This window comes from Amycolatopsis sp. GA6-003 (assembly GCF_046267895.1).
Lineage (GTDB): Bacteria > Actinomycetota > Actinomycetes > Mycobacteriales > Pseudonocardiaceae > Amycolatopsis.
Map to the genome: position 1 here is coordinate 5,372,007 of NZ_CP176499.1, position 19,977 is coordinate 5,391,983.

Here is a 19,977-nt window from a genome sequence, read left to right on the forward strand (position 1 = left end):
TTTTTGTTAGCCTAGCTAAGTGACTTCCTCGAGGGGCGATCTGGCGCAGCGGCTGCGGCCGGTGGTGTTCCGGCTGTACTACCTGGTGCGCCGCGAATCCGCGCAGCTGCTGACCCTGACCCAGGGGTCGGTGCTGTCGGAGCTGGTCGGCCGGGGGCCGAGCCGGATGAGCCGGCTCTCCCGTCTCGAGCGGGTGCGGATGCCGTCGATGACCGACGTCGTGCGCAGGCTCGAGCGGCTCGGCATGGTGACCCGCCGTCCCGATCCCGAGGACGGGCGCGCCGTGCTCGTGGAGGCCACGCCGGAAGGCGAGCGGTTCTACGCCGAGATGATCGCGGGCCGGGAGGCGGAGCTGCGGGCGCGGCTCGACCGCCTCGACCCGGAGGAGCGCGCCGTCATCGACGCCGCGCTTCCCGCGCTCACGAAGCTGATCGCCGACTTCCACCGTGACGATCCCGCCGCGGAACTCGCCGCAACAGCCGAAGGAGGAACTGATCCGCGATGAGCGCTGAGCACCACTCGAGCCTGCTGGACGCGGTCAAAGGCCAGCCCAAACAGGTGTGGATCACCGCGTTCGCCGCGGTCATCGCGTTCATGGGCATCGGCCTCGTCGACCCGATCCTGCTCTCCATCGCCAAGGGGCTGAACGCCTCGCCGTCCCAGGTCACGCTGCTGTTCACGTCGTATCTCGGCGTGCAGGTGATCGCCATGCTCTTCACCGGCGCGATGTCCGCCCGGTTCGGGGCCAAGCGGACCGTGCTGGTCGGGCTGACGCTGATCGTCGCCGCGACCGCGCTGTGCGCCGCGGCGGGTTCGATCGAACAGCTCGTCGGCCTGCGTGCGGTGTGGGGCCTCGGCAACGCTTTCTTCATCGCCACCGCGCTGTCGGTGATCGTCGGCGCGGCGACCGGCGGCCAATCCGGCGCGATCCTGCTTTACGAGGCCGCGCTCGGCGTCGGGCTCGCCGTCGGCCCGCTGCTCGGCGCGCTGCTGGGCACGATCTCGTGGCGCGGTCCGTTCCTCGGCACCGCGGTGCTCATGGTCGCCGCGCTGGTGCTGTGCTCGATCTTCCTGAAGAGCGACTCGGCCGAGAAACGCGAACCGATCAAGCTGCTCGACCCGCTCCGCGCGCTCAAGCACCCCGGCCTGCTGCGCACGTCGATCGCGTCGGCGCTCTACACCGCCGCGTTCTTCGCGGTGCTCGCCTGGTCCCCGTTCGTGCTCGGCTGGAACGCCATCGCCGTCGGGCTGATCTTCTGCGGCTGGGGCCTGTGCGTGGCGATCGCCGGCGTGGTGCTCGCGCCGAAAATGGCCGCCCGCTTCGGCGAACGGCACGCGGCCGCGCTGGCGGTGGCCGGCTACACCGTGCTGATGCTGGTGCTCGCCATTCCGAGCAAGCCGGTGGTGGTCGTCGGGATCATCGTGTCCGGGCTGGTTTCCGGGCTGCTGAACACGCTGTTCACCGGCACCGCGATGTCGATCAGCGACGCGCCGCGGCCGGTCGCGAGCGCCGGGTACAACTTCTGCCGCTGGTTCGGCGGCGCGATCGCGGCCACGCTCGTCGGGCACGTCGCCGAGTGGATGGGCTGGGAGCAGGGACCGTTCCTGGTCGCCGCGGTGCTCTGCCTGATCGCCGCCGTGCTGCTTTCGCAGCGGGAGAAGAAGGCCGACCCGCACACCGTGCCGAGGGAGGCCGCGCTCGTCGGCGACGAGGAGTTCTGAGCCTCTCCGGTCAATACAGCCACCCTCGGCGATCGCCCCCGGACTGTCTGTTCGGGGGCGATCGTCGTCTTTCGCCGAATACACCCGCTGTTCACCTTTTGGTCCGGTTCCAGGGGTTTTCGCCGCATACGGTCGCTGCGTTCCCACCGAGAAGCGACCCTGGAGGCCCCGTGTCCCTGGAGCCCGGACGACTGCTGCCCCTGTTCACCGCGCATTCCGCCGGCCGGTCACCGATCACCTGCGAATACCGCTGCGGCAACGCGTGCGCGCACGAGGCCCCGAACCCGACCGGCAACGAATACTTCGGCGACATCGCCAAGGGCGTTTCGCGCCGCGGCGTGTTCAAGGCGGGCGCGGTAATGGCCGCGGCGGCGGGCGGATTCGCCGCGCTGTCCGGCACCGCGGCGGCCGCCCCCGCTCAACCTCCGGCGCCGCTGGCGAAGGGCCGCGCCGTGCCCGGCACCGACTTCACGCCGGTGCCGCCGAACAAGCTCGACGCCGTCAGCATCCCCGACGGGTACGCCCAGCACGTGGTGATCCGCTGGGGCGACCCGGTGGTCCCGGGCGCGCCGAAATTCGACTTCCGCAAGCAGACCGCGGCCGCGCAGGCCAAGCAGTTCGGCTACAACAACGACTTCGTCGGCCTGATCCCGCAGGATCCGCTCGGCCTGCGCAACCTGCTGGTGGTCAACCACGAGTACACCACCGAGGTGCACCTGTTCCCGGCCGACCAGTACGACCCGGCCAATCCCACCGAGGAGCAGGTGAAAATCGCCTGGGCGGCACACGGGTTGTCGGTGGTGCAGACGCTGCGCGACCCGATCGGCGGCGCGCTGCGCACCGTGCCGAGCCCGCTGAACCGGCGGATCACGCTCGACACGATTTTCGAGGTGCGCGGTCCGGCGGCCGGTTCGAAGTACCTCAAGACTTCGGCCGATCCGTCCGGCAAGCGGGTGCGCGGCACGCAGAACAACTGCTCCGGCGGCGTCACGCCGTGGGGCACCGTGCTGTCCGGCGAGGAGAACTTCCACCAGTACTTCGCGCACGCCGACAAGGTGACCGACCCGGCGGCGGCCGCGCGGCTCAAGCGGTACGCGATCGGCACCGGCGAGAGCACGCGGAAGTGGGAGCGTTTCGACAAGCGCTGGGACGTTTCACGCGAGCCCAACGAGCCCAACCGGTTCGGCTGGGTCGTGGAAATCGACCCGAACGACCCGCATTCCACGCCGGTGAAGCACACCGCGCTCGGCCGGTTCAAGCACGAGGCGGCGAACGTCAAGATCACCGCGGACGGCCGGGTCGCGGTGTACTCCGGCGACGACGAGCGGTTCGAGTACATCTACAAATTCGTGTCGAAGGGCAAGTACAAGAAGGGGAACTCCGCGCTCGCCCGGCGGCACAATTCGGCGCTGCTGGACGACGGGACCTTGTACGTCGCCAAGTTCTCCGGCAACAGCCCGGGCGAGATCGACGGTTCCGGCAAGCTGCCCGCCGACGGCGAATTCGACGGCACCGGCGAGTGGATTCCCCTTGCCAGCGGCGACAAGTCCTTTGTGGACGGATTCACCGCGGAGGAGGTCTACGTGTTCACCCGGCAAGCCGCCGACCGCGCCGGGGCGACCAAAATGGACCGTCCGGAGGACATCGAGCCGAACCCGGTCAACGGCCGGATCTACGCCGCGCTCACCAACAACTCCGACCGCGGCGCGGCGGGCAAGGCGGCCCCGGACGAGGCGAACCCGCGCACCCGCAACAAAAACGGGCACGTCCTCGAATGGGACGAGGACCGCGGCGACGCCGCCTCGACCCGGTTCTCCTGGCGGCTGCTGCTCGTCTGCGGCGATCCGGCCACGGCCGACACCTACTTCGGCGGTTTCCCGAAGGACCAGGTCAGCCCGATCTCGTGCCCGGACAACGTGGCCTTCGACCCGCACGGCAACCTGTGGATCTCCACCGACGGCAACACCCTCGGCGCGAACGACGGCCTGTTCTCGGTTCCGGTCACCGGACCCGAGCGCGGGCACGTGAAGCAGTTCCTGTCCGTGCCGGTCGGCGCGGAGACGTGCGGTCCGGTCGTCACCGAAAACCTCGTGCTCGTCGCGGTGCAGCACCCCGGCGAGGACGCGCCGAGTTCGGCGAACCCGACCTCGCACTGGCCGGACGGCGGCAGCTCCCAGCCGCGGCCGGCGATCGTGTCGGTGTGGAAGAAGGGCGCCTTCGGATTGCCGGGCCGGATCGGCCGCCGGTAACACTTTGGGGTGTTTCTTACCGCCGATCGGGCTTCCTGGGTCTAGCTTCACCGCGTGAGGCGGGCAAGGAAAGTCGCGATCGGACGTACGGCGGGCGCGGCGGCGGGCACTGCGATGCTGGTCGGCGCGCTCGCCGTCGTCACTCCCGGATCGGCTCCCGCCGAGGGGGCTCCGGAGTGCGGCGGCATCGCGGCCAACCCGAGCGTGGAGGACGCCGGTTCGCCCGGCGGGCCTCCCCGGGAGTATCTCTTCACCCCCGCCGCGCCGGTTCCGCGCAGCACCCCGGCGGACCGGGTGCCGAAACTGCTCACCAGCACCGCGCACGCGGTCGACGGGCACGTCAACGCGCAGATCCAGACGCCGGACGGCCGGGTCAGCTCGGCCAGCCAGCAGGTGAAAGCGGTGCCCGGCGGGCAATACTCCCTGTCGGTGTGGGCGGGTACCGCACAGTCCGGCCTCGGTTCGCGCGCGAGCGCGACGACCGGACTGCGCTTCGCCGACCGCGCTGGTCGTGTGCTGGTGGAGAAACCGCTCGCGGTGACGCACGACGTCGCGTCCGACGGCAGGCTCGCGCGGCAGGAGCTGCCGCCGTTCGCCGCGCCGGACGACACCGCGGGGGTCTCTTTTTTCGCCAGCACCAACCACAACTGGGTGCTGTGGGACTGCGTGCACGTGGCTCTCGCCGCGTTCGCGGTGAAGATGGAGGTGCGGAATCCGGCGCACGGAACGTGGGGCCCGTCGGCTGCCATCCCGGCCGGCGACGCCGCGCACTTCCGCATCTCCGTCTCCAACACCGGCTCCGAACCGCTCACCGGGCTGCTCGTGAAAGACCCGTGGTGCACTGGGCTTCCCGGCGCGTTCGACCTCGCCGCCAACGCGTCGCGCGAACTCGCCTGCGCCCACCCGAACCTCACCGAGGACGACAACGGGCACGTCAACACCGCGAAGGTCACCGGCGCCGGTCCGGGCGGGCCGCTCGCCGAGCAGAAGGCGTCCGCGACGGTCATGGTCACGCCGCAGCCCTCGGTCGGCAAGATCGGCGACCGCGCGTGGAAAGACCTGAACCGCAACGGCACGCAGGACGACGACGAACCCGGCTTCCCGGAGCTGCCGGTCACGCTCAAGGACGGCGCGGGCGGCACCGTCGCCACCGCGCGCACGAACGCCGACGGCGGCTACCTGTTCGACCAGCGCAAGGACGGCACCTACCAGGTGTGCTTCGACATCTCGAAGCTGCCGGATCGCCTCACCGTCACCCAGCGCGGCGCGGGCACGCCGGGGCTGGACTCGGCCGTCGACCCGGTGACCGGCTGCACCTCGCCGTTCACCCTCGGCGGCAAGGACCGCGAGCGGATGGACCTGGACATCGGCCTCGCCCCGCCGTTGCCGACCGTCCCGTCCGCGCCGAGCGGGCCGCCGCTGCCCACCGCCTCCGCCTCGGCCGCGCGCTGACCGTCCTTCCCGGACCTTCGCGGCGACCACTGAGCGTCACGTCCGGGCGGATGCGAGACTGTGGCTGCACACCACGTCTCGGGGAGGTCTGGACCAATCATGACCGCGGTCGCCGACCCGCCCTCGTGGTACCGCCGCCCGATGACCTGGACGTGGGCCGCCACCGGGGCGGTCCTCGCGCTGTATGCGGTACTCGCCTGGCAACGCCGGTGGATCAGCGACGACGGACTGCTCGTGCTCCGCACCGTCCGGCAGATCCTCGCCGGGAACGGGCCGGTGTTCAACGTCGGCGAGCGCGTCGAGGCGAGCACGAGTCCGTTGTGGACGTGGTTGCTCGCCGGAGTCGGCACCATTCCCGGCCCGCCACTGGAATGGCTCGCGGTCATCACCGGCCTGCTGTGCGCGGTGGGCGGTTTGTTCTTCGGCCTCGACGGCGCTCGGCGGCTCTACGCCGGACCAGTCGTTCCCGCCGGTGCGCTGGTCGTCTGCGCACTCCCGCCGTTCCGCGACTTCGCGACCTCCGGACTGGAAACCGGCCTGGTGTTCCTGTGGCTGGGGCTGAGCTGGTGGCTTCTGGTGCGCGGCAAAACCCCGGTCGCCACCGCGATCGTGCTCGGACTGGGTCCGCTCGTGCGCCCGGACCTGGCGTTGTTCAGCGTGGTCGGCTTCGTCGCACTCGTGCTGCTGCGCCGTCCGCGATGGCTTGCCGCATTGGGCTGGCTCGGCGCGGGAATCGCGATTCCGGTGGCCTATCAAGTGTTTCGGATGGGCTACTACGGTCTGCTCACGCCGAACACCGCGCTCGCGAAGGAAGCGACCAACAGCGACTGGCCGCGCGGCTTCGCGTACCTCGCTGACCTGATCAGCCCGTACGTGCTGTGGATTCCGTTGCTGCTGCTGGCGATTGCCGCGGTACTGGCGCGCCGGTCGCGGATTCTGTTGCTGACTTCGTTGGCAGGCGCGCTTTTGCTGGCGCTGTACGTCGTGCGGGTCGGCGGCGATTTCATGCACGGCCGGATGTTGCTGCCCGCGTTGTTCGCGCTGCTGCTTCCCGTGCTGGCGATTCCGGTGACCCGGAAGACGATCGCGTTCGTCGCCGGAGTCGCCGTGTGGTCGGTCATCGCGGGCGGCTGGCTGCGGGTGCCGTACGAAGGCACCCATCTCGCGGTCAGCGTCACCGACGAACGCGGCTACTGGTCTTGGGCGACCGGACGCGAACACCCCGTGCTGGCGACGGATTACCTCGGCCAGGACGTCATCCGCCACGCCGTCGACGCGGTGCGGGCGACGCAGCAGCCAGCCGTGCTCGTCTACAGCTACGGCGACGTCAAGCAGTGGTTCCGCTTCCCGACCGACCGCCCGTACGTGACCATGGCGGCCGACAGCATGGGCGCGATCAGCAACATCGTCTCGCTGGACGTCCGCATCCACGACGGTTACGGGCTGGCCAGCGACCTGGCCGCACACTCGTCGGCCATCGCGGGCGGCCGCCCCGGACACTCGAAGTGGCTGGCCGCGGCCTGGGAGATCGCCGAAGCCGGACGCGGCGACTACGCCACCGACGGCGAGATCCGGATGTTCCAGCCCGTCGAGATCGACGCCGCCCGCCAAGCACTGCGCTGCCCCGACGTGCAGGAGGTCCTCGCCTCCACCCGCGAACCGCTCACCTGGAGTCGGTTTATCGACAATTTCACCGGCGCGGTGCACCGCACGGAGATCCGCTATCCCCGCGATCCCCGGGCCGCGGCTCAGTGCGCTCCGGCGAAGTGATCGACGACTCCCCCGGCTGGCGAATCCGCGCCGGACGCCTACCGTGGCCGGTATGACCGACCTCCCGCTCGCCTTGATCACCGGTGCCTCGAGGGGCATCGGCGCGGCTATCGCGCACCAGCTCTCCCCGACGCACCGGCTTCTTCTGGGCGGCCGCGACACCGACGCACTGGCGAAGGTGGCCGAGGAACTGCCCGGAGCGCAGCCTTGGCCGGTCGACCTCACCGACGCGGCTTCGCTGGAAGCCGCGGCCAGCAAGATCGACCGCCTGGACGTGCTGGTGCACTCCGCCGGTACCGGCAAAATCGGCACGGTCGCCGACTCGCCTGCCTCCGTGTGGCGCACGAACCTCGAGGTAAACGTCATCGCGGTCGCGGAACTGACTCGCCTGCTGCTTCCCGCGCTGCGCAACGCGAACGGCCACGTCGTCGTGATCAACTCCGGTGCCGGATACCACGCCCGTCCCGGCTGGGGCCCTTACGCGGCAAGCAAATTCGCCGCCCGCGCCTTCGCCGACTCACTCCGCGCCGAAGAACCCGGCCTGCGCGTGACGTCGATCTTCCCCGGCCGCACGGACACCGACATGCAACGCGAAGTCCGCGTCCAAGAGGGCGGCAGCTACGACGTCGACAAGTACCTGCGCCCAGACTCGGTGGCAACGGCCGTCCTCACCGCGGTAACCGCCACCCCGGAAGCACACCTCACCGAAATCCAGATCCGTCCTCGCTGAGGTCAGGCCCGCAGCCGGGCGGCGGTGTCCGCCACCGTCGCCTGGATCTCGCGGCGGTCGACCCGAGTCGGCTCCGCGTCGGCGACGACCTGTTCGCCCGCGACCCACACGTCCCGCACCCGGCGAGAACCGGCCGCCCAGACGAGGTTCGCCAGCAACTGCTCGTCCGGCACGTCCAGCCCGGCCGCGAACGCCGGGTCGTCGAGGTCGACGTGCACCAGGTCCGCCCAGCGGCCCGCCTCGAGCACCCCGAGGTCGGGACGGCCCAGCGCCTCCGCCCCGCCCCGGGTGGCCATCAGGAACACGTCCTTGGCGGTCACCACGGTGGAATCGTCATTGGCCAGCCGAGCCAGCATCGCCGTCAGCTGCAGCTCTTCCCAGAGGTCGATGTCGTCGTTGGACGCCGGACCGTCGGTGCCGAGCCCGATCGCGACGCCGGCCGCCCGCAGGTCCTTGATCCGCGCGATCCCGGAAGCCAGCTTCGCGTTGGACCCCGGGCAATGCGCCATCCCGACGCCCCGGGCGGCGAAGATCGCGATGTCCTCGTCCGACAAATGCACCGAATGCGCCGCCAGCGTCCGGCCGTTGAACATCCCCAGCGAATCCAGCAGCCGAGGCACCGATCCGTACTGCTTGCGCTGCTCCAGATCCTCCGCGGCGGCCTCCGCGACGTGAATCTGCACCAGCGCGCCCCGGGCGGCCGCGGACTCGGCGGTAGCCCGCAACCCCTCCGGGTTCAGCATGTACGCGGAATGCGGCCCGTACCCCAGCTCGATCCGCTCGCCGGGACCGAACCGCAGTCCGTCGGCGTCGATCCACCGGTCGATCGCGGCGAGCGTCGCCCGCCAGTCCATCCCGGGCAGTTCGATCACCGGCGGCGCGACGAGCACTCGCCCGCCGGTCGTGAGCACCGCGTCGACGAGCTGCTCGCCTTCGAAATACATTTCCGCGCTGGTCGTCATGCCGTGCCGGAGCATTTCGACCGATCCGAGCAGCATGCCGGTGCGCACGTCGGCGGGCTTCAGCTTCGCCTCGGCCGGCCAGATGATCTCGCGCAGCCAGCGCAGCAGCGGCAGGTCGCCACCCATGCCGCGCAGGAGCGTCATCGGGCTGTGCGCGTGCGAGTTCACCAAGCCGGGCACCAGGATTCCGGTCAGCCGGGTCTGCTCGCCGGCGAACTCCGGTGCGTCCGAAGCCGGCCCGACGAAGGAAATCCGGCCTTCGCCGTCGACATCCACGACGGCGTCGCGAAGCAGCGAGCAGGACGGGTCGGCGGGCAGAACGACTGGAGCATGGAAGCGACGCGACATAACGAGATAGTACGGGCGTGCCAGTAGCGGTTAATCCACTACGCCGCTGCGCCAGGCCCAAGCCGCGATTTCCACCCGGTTGCGGGCGCCGACTTTGCCCTGCACCGAAGCCAGATGCGTCTTGACCGTCGACAGCGACAGGAACAGCTCCGCGCCGATTTCGGTGTTCGTGAGCCCGCGGGCGGCGGCCTTCACCACGTCCAGCTCGCGCGCGGTCAGCGGTTCCGACGGGGCCGGAGCCTCGCGCTTGGCGGTGTTCCCGCCGTCGAAGTGCTTCAGCAGCCGCACGGTGATCTGCGGCGACACCAGCGCGTCGCCGCGATCGGCCGCGCGCACCGCTTCGATCAGCAGCGCGGGCCCGGCGTCCTTGAGCAGGAAGCCGCTCGCGCCGTTGCGCAGCGCGGTGTGCACGTATTCGTCGAGGTCGAAAGTCGTGACCACGACGACCTTCAGCGGGTCGGCCACGTCCGGCCCGGCCAGCTGGCGGGTGACCTCCAGCCCGTCCAGGCCCGGCATGCGGATGTCCAGCAGGCACACGTCCGGGCGCAGTTCGCGCGCCTTGGCGACGGCGGAGACCCCGTCCGGCACGTCCGCGACCACCTCGATGTCGTCCTGCGCGTCCAGGATCATGCGGAAACCCATCCGCACCATTTCCTGGTCGTCCGCGATCAGTACCCGGATCACCCGTCTGTCTCCCCGTTCGCCTCGAGCGGCAGCCACGCCTCGACCCGCCAGCCGCCGTTCGGCTCGCGGCCTGCCGAAAGCCTGCCGTGCAGCAGCGCGACGCGTTCGCGCATGCCGACCAGACCGTATCCGCCCGACCCGCCTGCCGGGCGATGAGTCTGCCCGCTGCCGTCGTCGGTCACCCGCAGGTGCAGTTCGCCGTCGACGACCTCGGCCAGCACGAGCGCCTCGGTGGCGTCCGAGGCGTGCTTGCCGACGTTGGTGAGCGACTCCTGGATCAGCCGCAGCGCGGACCGGCCGACCTCGTGCGGCAGGTCCGCCGGGAGGTCGAGGCTGAGCCGCGTCGGGATGCCGTGGTTGCCCGCTTCGACAAGCCGGTGCAGGTCAGCCGCCAGGTCGGTGGTCGCCTGTTCGTTGAACTCGCCCGAACCGGCCTGTGCGTCGCCGCGCATGCTGCGGACCAGCCGGCGCATCGCGGCGAGCGCCTCGACGCCGGCGTTCTCGATCCGGCCCATCGCCTCCAGCGCGAGTTCCGGGTTTTTCTCCCCCATCATCCGCGCGGCCTGCGCCTGCACGACGATCCCGGTCACGTGGTGCGCGACCACGTCGTGCAGTTCCCTCGCCAGCGCCATCCGCTCGGCCGTCTGCGCGTCGGTGACCGCGGATTTCACCACCTGCGCGCGTTCGGAATCGCGCGACCGCAGGTAGAGGCCGATCGCGATGGCGATGCCGAGCAGCAGGACCGCGACGGTGGCGAGCATTCCGAGCGTCGCCGGGTCGGTGAGCAGGCGGCCGGTGCGGTACTGGCTGAAGTTCAGGATCGTGCCGACCGCGACCGCGCCGGACAGCACCACGATGCGCGGCCAGGCGCGCGCGAGAGGCACCGCCCGCACGACGTTCACGACCACGCCGAACCCGGCCACGATCTGGGTCGGCGGAATGCCGCCGAGCAGTTGGTAGCTGTGGCTGGGGTGCAGGAACGGCGTCATCAGCGCGGACAGCAGGAGAATCCCGGCCACCACCAGGATCGCGTCGCGCGGGCGGCGCGGCGACAGCGCGGTCACCGCGGCGGCGCCGATCGAGCAGGCCAGCAGCGGGAAACCGCGGCTGCCGCTTTCGTAGGTGTAGCCGAATTCGATCAGCACGCCGATGCTGAGCATGCCGATCAACGGCCATTGGCCGCGCACCAGTTCGGTGAACCGGTGCATGGTCCGCAGGCGTTCCACCGTCGCCGGGTCGCGTTCGCGCCGCGGCCGCCCGACCGCGCCGGTGACCACGGCGGCGACGAGGAGCAGGAAACCGAAGAGCAACGACTGCAGGATGCTGCTGGCGTGGAACCGGATCTCGGCCTCGCGGCCGAACACCGCGGTGAGCGTGCCCATGACCAGTGCGCTGATCACCGCGAACGCGACGCCCGGACGCGCCCGGCGGGCGAGGAAGTAGACCATTTCGATCCCGGCCACCACTTCGGTGATGGACAGATTCGCCAGCACGCTCGAGTAGGTCGGGATGGAGAGGTAGCGGATCGCGAAGGTGCAGAACATCAGCGTCAGCGCACCGAATACGCCCGCCACCGCCGCGCGTTTGCGCGCCCAGAACGCGCACGCCGCCATCGCGAAAATGCCCGGGAAAAGGCCGAGGTCGACGAAGCGCGAGCCGACGTTGTCCAGTGCCGCGTTGGTCACGAACACGACGTCGAACGCCAGCGCCGCGAGCAAAACGAGCACGGACATGTCGAGGCGGCGGGCGAGTTCGGTCGCCCGCGCGGCAAGCGTTTTCGACGGCGGGGTGTGCGGCACACCGTGACGGTAGAGGATCCGCGCCAGCGCGCACCTTGGCCACGTGGTTCGTCCCTCATCGGCCGATCGGCCGATGAGGGAAGGGCAGGGACCGGCCGTCTGCCCGAAGTGGACACCCGCCCGGATCCGCGAAGCTGCCTTCCGTCGCAATCGAAGACGCATGACGGAGACAGGGAGAGAGCTGGCGGATGACGAATCCACACCTGAGCGCCGGAGCGGTGTTGTCGGGGCGCGGGCTGGTAAAGCGCTACGGGCAGCAGCACGCACTGGCCGGAATCGACATCGACGTCCAGCCGGGCGAGGCGATCGCCATCGTCGGCCCGTCCGGCTCCGGCAAAACCTCGCTGCTGCACGTGCTCGCGGGCATCCTGCGCGCGGACAGCGGCGAGATCTGGTTGCAGGGACAGCGAATCGACCAGTTCGGCGAAAAGCGGCGCAGCGAACTGCGGCGCACCGAATTCGGTTTCGTCTTCCAGTCCGGAATGCTCGTGTCCGAGCTGACCGCCGAAGAAAATGTCGCGCTGCCGTCGCTGCTGGCAGGCGGAACCCGCGGCGAGGCGATCGCCGCGGCACGGGAATGGCTCGGCAAACTCGGGCTGGCCGGCAAGGAGGCCCGGCTTCCCGGCGAGCTTTCCGGCGGCGAGGCGCAGCGCGTGGCGATCGCCCGCGCGCTCACCCACCGGCCGAAGGTGATCTTCGCCGACGAGCCGACTGGCGCGCTCGACACCCGCACCGGCCGCGAGACGATGGACGCGCTGCTGGCCGCCGCGCAGGCGTCCGGCGCCGCGGTGCTCGTGGTGACCCACGACCGCGAACTCGCCGAGTCGATGCCGCGCACGGTCGCGATCCGCGACGGCCTGATCGCGACGAGGCTCGCGGCATGAACCCGTTCCAGCTCGCCATGCGGGTGCTGCGCGGCGACCGGCGGACCCGCACCTCGGCGATCCTCACCGCGGTCGGCGTCGCCGTCGCGACCGGGCTCGTGCTGCTGCTGGCGACCCTGCCGTACGCCACTCAGGCGCGCGAGCAGCGGGCGCTGTGGCAAAGCAGCGGCCGCTACGACTCCGGCCAGCAGAACACCCTGCTGGTCAACTCCTCCAAGGACTACTTCAACGGCAAGCAGGTCGCCCGCGTCGACATCGCGGTCATCGGGCCGGCCGACTCGCTGCGGCTGCCCGCGGGCATCCCTCGGCTGCCCGGCCCCGGCGAGACGATCGTGTCGCCCGCGCTCGGGAAACTGCTCACCGCGACCCCGGCCGACCAGCTCGGGAACCGCTTCGGCAAACCGGTCGCCGCGTTCGGGGACGAGGCGCTGCGGTACCCGGAGCAGCTCGTCGCGCTCGTCGGGCACAGCCCGCAGGAGATGCGCCCGTACGGGCACAAGGACCAGCCGGGCCAGGACGCTTTCCCGGCCGCGTCCTTCCCGTTCGGCCAAGGTCATCCGGACAGCCTGCTTACCGTGCTGTCCTGGGTCGGCATCATCGTGCTGCTCGTGCCGAGCCTGGTGCTCGTCGCGTCGTCGGCCCGGCTCACCGCCGCCCGCCGGGAACAGCGGCTCGCCGCGATCCGGCTGGCCGGAGCGACACCGGGGCAGGTGACCGCGATGGTCGCCGCCGAAACCGGGTTGTCCGCGGGTGTCGGCGCGCTGCTCGGCCTGCTGCTGAGCCCGGCGCTGCGCGGGCTGGCCACGTTCGTGCCGTGGGACGGCGGCACCTGGCTGGCCTCGGACTTCTCGCTGCCGGTGGCGTTGACTGTGCTCGCCGTGCTGCTGGTCCCGTTGCTCGTGGTGCTCGCCGGGGTGCTCGGCCTGCGCCGGGTGGTGCGCACGCCGCTGTTCGCGACCGGCGGGCACACCGTGAAGCCGTTGCGCTGGTGGCGGCTGCTCGCGCTGCCCGCGGCCGGGTTGTTCTTCTTCTACACCGTTTTCAGCACGCGCAACGGCGGCAGCGGCAACCTGGTGCTATTCGGCCTGCTGCTGGTGGTCGCCTCGGCGATGGTGGTCGGACCGTGGGTGACCTCGGCGGTCGGCGGCACGTTCGTGCGGATCTGGCGGCGGCCGTCGTCGCTGCTGGCCGGACGTCGGCTGCGCAACGACCCGAAGGGGTCTTACCGGGCTTCGGCGGGGATCGTGCTCGCGGTGTTCACCGGGTCGATGGCGCTCACCCTGCTGCCGTCGATCGAATCCCTCGCCGGCGGCGGACGCCAGTACGTGGACTCGGCGCTGTACGTCGACGTCACCGCGGACCGGGCGCCCGAAGCGGCCGAGCGGACCAACGCCACGCTCGCGAAGGCCGGACTGTCCGAACGCGTCGTCCCGGTGGCCAGCGTCTACGTGATGCAGGGCGAGGGGAACTACCGGTCGATGCAGCGGGCGTACGTGATGACCTGCGCCGATGCCGCCAAGCTGACCCGGCTCGGGATCACCCAGCAGGACTGCAAGCCCGGCGTCGGGCTCTACGCCCCGTACCAGCTGGACACGAACAACCTGCGGGTCGCGCGGTACGGCGGCGAGGACAGCACGGGCACCCCGCTCGGCGCGGTCGCCACCGGCACCTACCACCCGCAAAAGCACAACAACTACGGCGAATACGTGCTCGATCCGTCCGCGGTGCCCGCCGGCGTCCAACCAAGCCAGGTCACCCTGGTCGTGCCGACCTCCGAAGCCAATCGCGAGGTCGTGCGGACCGCGCTGGTGCCCAACGCGGTCGGGAACGAAATCGGCAGCCGCGAGCAGCACCTCTACGGACAGCAGGTGCAGCTCAGCGACCTGCGCCGGGTCACCGTCATCGGCCTCGTCGCGGCAGGCATCCTGGCCGGCTGCAGCGCGGCGGTCGCGACGGCGGGCTCGGTGATGGACCGGCGGCGGACGTTCGGCGCGCTGATGGCGGCGGGCACCCCGGTGCGGGTGCTGTCCCGGGCGCTGCGGATGGAGGCCGCGCTGCCCTCGCTGGTGGCGACGATCGGTGCCGGGGTGACCGGCGTCGTGGTCGGGCTGGGGCTGTTCATGGCGACGATGGAACGGGGGTCGGTCGTGTTCAGCCCGTGGATCGCCGCGCCGGTGGTGCTGGGAATCGGGGTCGCGCTGCTCGGCGCGTCGGTCTGCACGCCCGCGCTGAAGCGGGTCCAGGCGGAGCCACTGGCCGACGAATGACTGGCGGCCGCCCCTCGTCGGGGGAGGGGCGGCACCGGGGGTGAAGGAAGCGAAGGGCCGTCACCGGGGATGGGAACCCGGCGACGGCCCTTCGTCGCTTCGCTAGCCCAGGGGTGAGCGCTTCTCGAAGATCAGATCGTGCGAAACCCGCCCCTCGCGGTCGGCTCGCTGTTCGAACTTCGTCACCGGCCGCCACTCCGGCCGCGGGGCCCAGCCGCCCGGCTCGTCGGCGTACCGGTTCCGCAGCGCGGGTTCCGCCGAGCACACCTCGAGCATCTGCTCGGCGTAGTGCTCCCAATCGGTCGCCATGTGGAAAGTCCCGCCCGGCGCGAGCCGCGACGCGATCAGTGCCACGAAATCCGGCTGCACGATCCGTCGCTTGTGGTGGCGCTTCTTCGGCCACGGGTCCGGGAAGAACAGCCGCACTCCGGACAGCGTGCCTGGCTCGACGTGCGAGTTCAGCAGGACCACCGCGTCGCCGTGCATGAGGCGCAGGTTCGTCACGCCCAGCTTTTCCGCGCGCAGCATCAGCTGCCCGAGTCCGGGGTCGTACACCTCGACGGCCACGTAGTTCAGCTCCGGCGCGGCGGCGGCCAGCTGCGAGGTCGTCTCGCCCATGCCCGAGCCGATTTCCAGCATGACCGGCGCTTCGCGGCCGAACCACTCGGTGAAGTCGACCGGCCCGGAAGGCAGCTCCGACACCGTCCGGCCGAGCCGCGGCCAGTGTTCTTCCCAGGCCCGCTGCTGGCCGACGGTCATCCGGCCGCCGCGTTTGACGTAACTGACCACGCTGCGCAGCCGTGGCTGGTCCTCGTTTTCCACCCGGACAACATACGCATCGGGTCAGCGGACCGCTTCGAACTCCCCGAGCCGCGAGCGCAGTCCGGCGAGCCCGGCCACCGCCACCGGTTCCGGCGCGCGGCCGGAATGCGCCGGCAACACGTCGATCCAGCCGTCGTGCCGGTCGGTGTTCAGCACGGTCGTCGGGATGGAATGGCCGGACTTGCCGCGTTCGGACGGCATGAACTCCCAGTACCCGGATTCGCCGTCGGCCGCCCAGGGCACGAACTCCCAGCCCATCCGCTTGCCGAGCAGCTGCGCCACCCGGTCCTCGATGCGGAAGCCGAGTTCGCGCGATTCGAGCCGTCCGCTCGCGACCGCGCGCAGCCACCACGGCGCGGGAAGCACGTCGTCGGTGCCGCTGGCCCGCCGGTACAGCCCGAGCACCGCGTCCTCGGGGGCGCGATGCACCCACGCCTGGCGCAATTCGGCGGGCCGGGTCGCGGGCAGCGCGAACCGGGGCAGTTCGATCGCCTGGGACCATTCGAGGTCCAGCATCGGTTCGAGGCGGGGGGTCGGTACCGCAGCGTCGCGGGAAACGAAGTGATCAACGTCCACCGTCACGGTTCACCTCCGGAGAGCTGAGACGGGGCTCTGCTGTGAATATCCGTGGGTTTCTGACAGTATGTCCGCTCCGTGTGAGAGAAGCCACACCGGTTTACGAGGATTTAATCCGAATGCTCTCCGCGCACTCGGGAATGTGCACGTGCAGGTCAGGCGTCCCGCCGATTCGCGGTGACCACGCCCGCGGCGAACAACACCGCGGCGATGGCCGCGAAATACGCGAGATAACCCCACGGACCGAAAGGCGGCGACAGTTTCAGGGTCGTCCTGGTGAAATCGCCACCGGCGAACTGCGAGGCCGCGTAGAACGGCATCCACTGGTAGAGGTCGCTGCCGATCTTGGGAATCAGCAGCACCAGGCCCTCGACCAGCTGGGTCCACCCGAGCACGATCGCCAGCGCCAGCGCGGAACTGCGCAGCAGCAGGCCGACGCCGACGCCGAGCAGTCCGGTCAGCGCGAAGGTCAGGATCTGGCCGAACACGACGCGCCAATCCGCTCCGGAGTGCAGGCCGAGATCGGCGTCCGGGCGCACGAGATGCGCCATGCCCCACGAGCCGACGCCGGCGAGCAGGCCGAGCACCGCGCAGACCGCGAGCACCACCGCGCCCTTGGCCAGCAGTGCCGGCGTCCGCGTCGGGACCGCCTGGAAGGTGAGCCGCAGCGTGCCCCAGTTGAAGTCGGCCGTCGCGGCGAGCACCGCGAGAACCAGCGCGACCGTGCGGCCGGTGCCGGTGGCGAGCTGAGTATTGCTCACGTCCGCGGTGATTTCCGCCCCGGAAAGCCCGAGGAACAACGCGGTGAACGCGATCGGCGCGGCCACCGCGATCAGCGCGCACCACCACGGCGCGCGAGTGCTGAAAAGCTTGATCCGTTCCGCCCGCAGCAGATTCACCGCGCACCTCCACTGGTGAATTCGGCTGCCTGCCCGGTCAATTCGAGGTAGGCGTGCTCGAGCGAACCGGCCAGCGGGCTCAGCTCGTGCAGCGTGGCGCGCGCGGCGAAGGCGAGTTCGCCGATCGCCGCACTGTCCATTTCGGACACCAGGAACGCACCGGATTCCTCGGTGAAAACCACGCGCCGCTCGGTGAGCGCGGTGCGCAATGCGTCGGCGTGCGGCGTGCGCACCCGGACCCCGCGCGAACCGGCACGCGCCACGAAATCGGCCATCGTGCCCTGGTAGATGAGCTGGCCGCGGCCGATCACGACGAGATCCTGTGCGGTCTGCTCCATTTCCGGCAGCAGGTGGCTCGACACGAACACCGTGCGGCCTTCCGCGGCGAGCCCGTGCAGCAGCTGGCGGACCCAGTGCACACCCTCGGGATCGAGGCCGTTCACCGGTTCGTCGAACAGCAGCACGCGCGGGTCGCCGAGCAGCGCGCTCGCGATGCCGAGCCGCTGCAGCATGCCGAGCGAGAAGGTGCCCGCGCGGTTGCGCGCGACCGCGGACAGCCCGACCAGTTCCAGCACCTCGTCGGCGCGCCGGTCCGGCAGCCCGTTCGTCGCGGCGAGGAACCGCAGGTGCTGGCGGGCGGAACGGCCCGGATGCCGCCACGTCGCGTCGAGCAGCGCGCCGACCGTGCGCAGCGGATCGGTCAGCTGCCGGTACGGCTTGCCCTCGATGTGCGCGGTGCCCGCGGTGGGCGCGTCGAGCCCGAGCAGCAACCGCATCGTGGTGGATTTCCCCGCCCCGTTCGGGCCGAGGAATCCGGTGACGCGACCGGCCCGCGCGGTGAACGTCAGGTCCCGCACCGCGACCGTGTCGCCGTAGGACTTGGTGAGCCCAGTCGCTTCGAGCACGCCGTCCCCCTTCTCGTGGCCCCGAACTCTACCGAAACGAAAAGATCCGGGCCGCCCCCCGAATGGCGACCCGGATCTTGTTCCCCTTTTTCCCTTTTTCCCCTTGTTCGGCTCCGCCGGCCCCCGCCTGACTCGTCCGAACGCCCCTGTGGGTCTTTACGCGTCGCGCTTCTTCGCGACGCCGATCGCGATGGCCAGCAGCACCACGGCCACCCCGGCGAAGTAGGCCAGCGAGCCCCACTGCGACAGTGCCGCCTCCGGCGCTCCCGGCACCTGGCGGACGCCGCCGAGGAAGCGCTCCGCGACGGTGAACGGCATCCACTCGTGGATCTTCTGGCCGACGGTCGGGATCAGCTGGACGAGGTTTTCCACTGCCAGCACGTAGATCAGCAGCAGCGAGAGCGCGCCCGCGCTGTGCCGGATCAGCGTGCCGACCGCCACCGCGATGATCGCGGCGAAGGCGAACACCACGCCGACGCCGGCGACGTTGATCCAGTCCGCGGAAGTGTTCAGCGCGACCGAGTCCGACGGGCGGATCGCGTAGCCGAGGCCCCACGAGGCGAAGGCGCCGATCTCGCCGATCACGAACGACAGCAGCGCGACCACGGTGGCCTTCGCGACGAGCACGCTGCCGCGGTTCGGCACCGCCTGGAACGTGGTGCGGATCGTGCCGAACCGGTATTCGGTGGTCACCGCGAGCGCCGCCAGCACCATGATCACCGCGATGCCGAACTGGTGCCCGACCTGGGTGTTGGCGACCGAGATCGTCTCCCCGCTCGGCAGCGAGCCCGCCATGAGGCCGGCGAACCCGATGGTGAGCGCGAGTGCGACGAGGGCGCACCACCACGGCGACCGGGTGGTGAAGAGCTTGATGCGTTCGACCGCGAGCAAAGTCATGAGTTTTCTCTTCCCAACGAGAGTGTGGTCAGCGGATGGCCGCGGCCTGCCGCGCCTCTGCCTCGAGCCCGGTGTGGTACTCGACGGAGTCGCCGGTGATCTGCATGAAGGCTTGTTCGAGCGAGCCGGTCTGCGGGCTCAGCTCGTGCAGCACGAGGTTCGCCGAAGCGGCGATCTCACCGATCTTCGCACTGTCCATTCCGGACACAATGAGCGCTTCGCCCGCGTCGGCGACCTGTGCGCTGGCGGAGATCAGCTGCTGGCGCAGCTGCGGAAGCTGCGGCGAGCGCACCTTCACGGTGTTTTCCGCCGCCCGCGCCACGAATTCCTCGGTGGTGGACTGCGCGATCAGCTGGCCCTTGCCGATGACCACGAGGTCGGTCGCGGTGAGCGCCATCTCCGAAAGCAAGTGGCTGGACACGAACACGGTCCGGCCCTCGGCGGCGAGCCGCTGCATGAACTTGCGGATCCAGAGGATGCCCTCCGGGTCGAGGCCGTTCACCGGCTCGTCGAACAGCAGCACCTCCGGGTCGCCGAGCAGCGCGGCGGCGATCCCCAGCCGCTGCGACATGCCGAGCGAGAACCCGCCCGCCCGCTTGCCCGCGACGCTGGTGAGCCCGACGGTGTCGAGCACCTCCTCCACCCGCGCCGGCGGGATCCGGTTGGACCGGGCCATCCACTGCAGATGCGCTCGCGCCGAGCGGTTCGGGTGCACCCATTTCGCGTCGAGCAGCGCGCCGACCGTGCGCAGCGGCTCCTTCAGCTCGTGGTAGAGCTTGCCCCCGATCCGGACCTGGCCCGCGGTCGGGTTGTCCAGGCCGAGGATCATGCGCATGGTGGTGGACTTGCCGGCGCCGTTCGGGCCGAGGAATCCGGTGACCTTCCCCGCCGCCACGCTGAACGACAGGTTGTTCACCGCGAGCGTGCTCCCGTAACGCTTGGTGAGACCTGTTGCCTCGATCATCCCCTGCTCCCTCTACGGCGGTGCTAACGGAATTCATCCTGTCTCAG

The 19,977-nt window shown here is 70.4% G+C and carries 17 protein-coding genes; 8 read left to right on the forward strand and 9 right to left on the reverse strand.

What is annotated here, in order from left to right; all coding sequences use genetic code 11:
- Window positions 1-19: 19 nt before the first annotated feature.
- The 6 genes from F9C12_RS24150 to F9C12_RS24175 all read left to right on the forward strand — a co-directional run bounded on the left by F9C12_RS24150 (window position 20) and on the right by F9C12_RS24175 (window position 7,923).
- Complete coding sequence (locus tag F9C12_RS24150; protein WP_409184120.1) at window positions 20-505, forward strand: MarR family winged helix-turn-helix transcriptional regulator; 486 nt, start codon at window positions 20-22, stop codon at window positions 503-505.
- Window positions 502-1,722, forward strand: a complete 1,221-nt coding sequence (locus F9C12_RS24155) for an MFS transporter (RefSeq protein ID WP_409184121.1) — start codon at window positions 502-504, stop codon at window positions 1,720-1,722. Before F9C12_RS24150 ends, F9C12_RS24155 begins: the two co-directional genes overlap by 4 nt.
- Before the next feature lie 170 nt (window positions 1,723-1,892).
- Window positions 1,893-3,971 carry a PhoX family protein gene (locus tag F9C12_RS24160; protein WP_409184122.1) on the forward strand — a complete coding sequence of 693 codons (2,079 nt, stop codon included), beginning with the start codon at window positions 1,893-1,895 and terminating at the stop codon, window positions 3,969-3,971.
- A 54-nt stretch (window positions 3,972-4,025) separates the two neighbouring features.
- Window positions 4,026-5,423 (forward strand): SdrD B-like domain-containing protein, encoded by a 1,398-nt coding sequence (locus F9C12_RS24165; RefSeq protein WP_409461930.1) that lies wholly within the window; start codon window positions 4,026-4,028, stop codon window positions 5,421-5,423.
- Between the two features lie 99 nt (window positions 5,424-5,522).
- Window positions 5,523-7,193, forward strand: coding sequence for a hypothetical protein (locus F9C12_RS24170; RefSeq protein ID WP_409461931.1), 1,671 nt, complete (start codon window positions 5,523-5,525; stop codon window positions 7,191-7,193).
- A gap of 52 nt (window positions 7,194-7,245) precedes the next feature.
- A complete protein-coding gene (locus F9C12_RS24175; RefSeq protein WP_409461932.1) occupies window positions 7,246-7,923 on the forward strand; it encodes an SDR family oxidoreductase in 678 nt (225 codons plus the stop codon).
- Between the two features lie 2 nt (window positions 7,924-7,925).
- Here the strand turns inward: F9C12_RS24175 and F9C12_RS24180 are convergent, their stop codons facing one another.
- Genes F9C12_RS24180 through F9C12_RS24190 form a run of 3 tightly spaced genes read right to left on the reverse strand, consistent with a single transcriptional unit; the run spans window position 7,926 to window position 11,716 of the window.
- Window positions 7,926-9,233 carry an amidohydrolase family protein gene (locus tag F9C12_RS24180; protein WP_409461933.1) on the reverse strand — a complete coding sequence of 436 codons (1,308 nt, stop codon included), beginning with the start codon at window positions 9,231-9,233 and terminating at the stop codon, window positions 7,926-7,928.
- Between the two features lie 30 nt (window positions 9,234-9,263).
- A complete protein-coding gene (locus F9C12_RS24185; protein WP_409184127.1) occupies window positions 9,264-9,917 on the reverse strand; it encodes a response regulator in 654 nt (217 codons plus the stop codon).
- Window positions 9,914-11,716, reverse strand: coding sequence for a sensor histidine kinase (locus F9C12_RS24190; protein ID WP_409461934.1), 1,803 nt, complete (start codon window positions 11,714-11,716; stop codon window positions 9,914-9,916). The genes F9C12_RS24185 and F9C12_RS24190 overlap by 4 nt, the downstream gene beginning before the upstream one ends.
- Window positions 11,717-11,904: 188 nt before the next feature.
- Between F9C12_RS24190 and F9C12_RS24195 the strand changes: the two genes are divergently transcribed.
- Both F9C12_RS24195 and F9C12_RS24200 read left to right on the forward strand, forming a co-directional pair.
- Window positions 11,905-12,600: an ABC transporter ATP-binding protein gene (locus F9C12_RS24195; protein ID WP_409461935.1), complete on the forward strand. Its 696-nt coding sequence runs from the start codon at window positions 11,905-11,907 to the stop codon at window positions 12,598-12,600.
- Window positions 12,597-14,867 carry an FtsX-like permease family protein gene (locus F9C12_RS24200; protein ID WP_409461936.1) on the forward strand — a complete coding sequence of 757 codons (2,271 nt, stop codon included), beginning with the start codon at window positions 12,597-12,599 and terminating at the stop codon, window positions 14,865-14,867. Before F9C12_RS24195 ends, F9C12_RS24200 begins: the two co-directional genes overlap by 4 nt.
- A gap of 102 nt (window positions 14,868-14,969) precedes the next feature.
- On the opposite strand, the gene trmB is transcribed toward F9C12_RS24200, so the two are convergent.
- The 6 genes from trmB to F9C12_RS24230 all read right to left on the reverse strand — a co-directional run bounded on the left by trmB (window position 14,970) and on the right by F9C12_RS24230 (window position 19,930).
- Window positions 14,970-15,689, reverse strand: a complete 720-nt coding sequence (gene trmB / locus F9C12_RS24205; RefSeq protein ID WP_409461937.1) for a tRNA (guanosine(46)-N7)-methyltransferase TrmB — start codon at window positions 15,687-15,689, stop codon at window positions 14,970-14,972.
- 21 nt (window positions 15,690-15,710) lie between these two features.
- Window positions 15,711-16,205, reverse strand: coding sequence for a hypothetical protein (locus F9C12_RS24210; RefSeq protein ID WP_409186834.1), 495 nt, complete (start codon window positions 16,203-16,205; stop codon window positions 15,711-15,713).
- A 215-nt stretch (window positions 16,206-16,420) separates the two neighbouring features.
- Window positions 16,421-17,164 (reverse strand): hypothetical protein, encoded by a 744-nt coding sequence (locus tag F9C12_RS24215; protein ID WP_409461938.1) that lies wholly within the window; start codon window positions 17,162-17,164, stop codon window positions 16,421-16,423.
- Entirely contained in the window at window positions 17,161-18,069 is a 909-nt protein-coding gene (locus tag F9C12_RS24220) for an ABC transporter ATP-binding protein (RefSeq protein ID WP_409461939.1), read from the reverse strand. Before F9C12_RS24220 ends, F9C12_RS24215 begins: the two co-directional genes overlap by 4 nt.
- 156 nt (window positions 18,070-18,225) lie before the next feature.
- Window positions 18,226-18,966, reverse strand: a complete 741-nt coding sequence (locus F9C12_RS24225; RefSeq protein ID WP_409184134.1) for a hypothetical protein — start codon at window positions 18,964-18,966, stop codon at window positions 18,226-18,228.
- A 28-nt stretch (window positions 18,967-18,994) separates the two neighbouring features.
- Window positions 18,995-19,930, reverse strand: a complete 936-nt coding sequence (locus F9C12_RS24230; RefSeq protein ID WP_409184135.1) for an ABC transporter ATP-binding protein — start codon at window positions 19,928-19,930, stop codon at window positions 18,995-18,997.
- Between the last annotated feature and the right edge of the window lie 47 nt (window positions 19,931-19,977).

Bases quoted from the DNA above. Each gene is read 5' to 3' on its own strand.
- F9C12_RS24155 (WP_409184121.1), top strand. From the start codon at position 502: ATGAGCGCTGAGCACCACTCGAGCCTGCTGGACGCGGTCAAAGGCCAG.
- F9C12_RS24170 (WP_409461931.1), top strand. From the start codon at position 5,523: ATGACCGCGGTCGCCGACCCGCCCTCGTGGTACCGCCGCCCGATGACC.
- F9C12_RS24175 (WP_409461932.1), top strand. From the start codon at position 7,246: ATGACCGACCTCCCGCTCGCCTTGATCACCGGTGCCTCGAGGGGCATC.
- F9C12_RS24180 (WP_409461933.1), bottom strand. From the start codon at position 9,233: ATGTCGCGTCGCTTCCATGCTCCAGTCGTTCTGCCCGCCGACCCGTCC.
- F9C12_RS24195 (WP_409461935.1), top strand. From the start codon at position 11,905: ATGACGAATCCACACCTGAGCGCCGGAGCGGTGTTGTCGGGGCGCGGG.
- F9C12_RS24200 (WP_409461936.1), top strand. From the start codon at position 12,597: ATGAACCCGTTCCAGCTCGCCATGCGGGTGCTGCGCGGCGACCGGCGG.
- F9C12_RS24210 (WP_409186834.1), bottom strand. From the start codon at position 16,205: ATGCTGGACCTCGAATGGTCCCAGGCGATCGAACTGCCCCGGTTCGCG.
- F9C12_RS24225 (WP_409184134.1), bottom strand. From the start codon at position 18,966: ATGACTTTGCTCGCGGTCGAACGCATCAAGCTCTTCACCACCCGGTCG.
- F9C12_RS24230 (WP_409184135.1), bottom strand. From the start codon at position 19,930: ATGATCGAGGCAACAGGTCTCACCAAGCGTTACGGGAGCACGCTCGCG.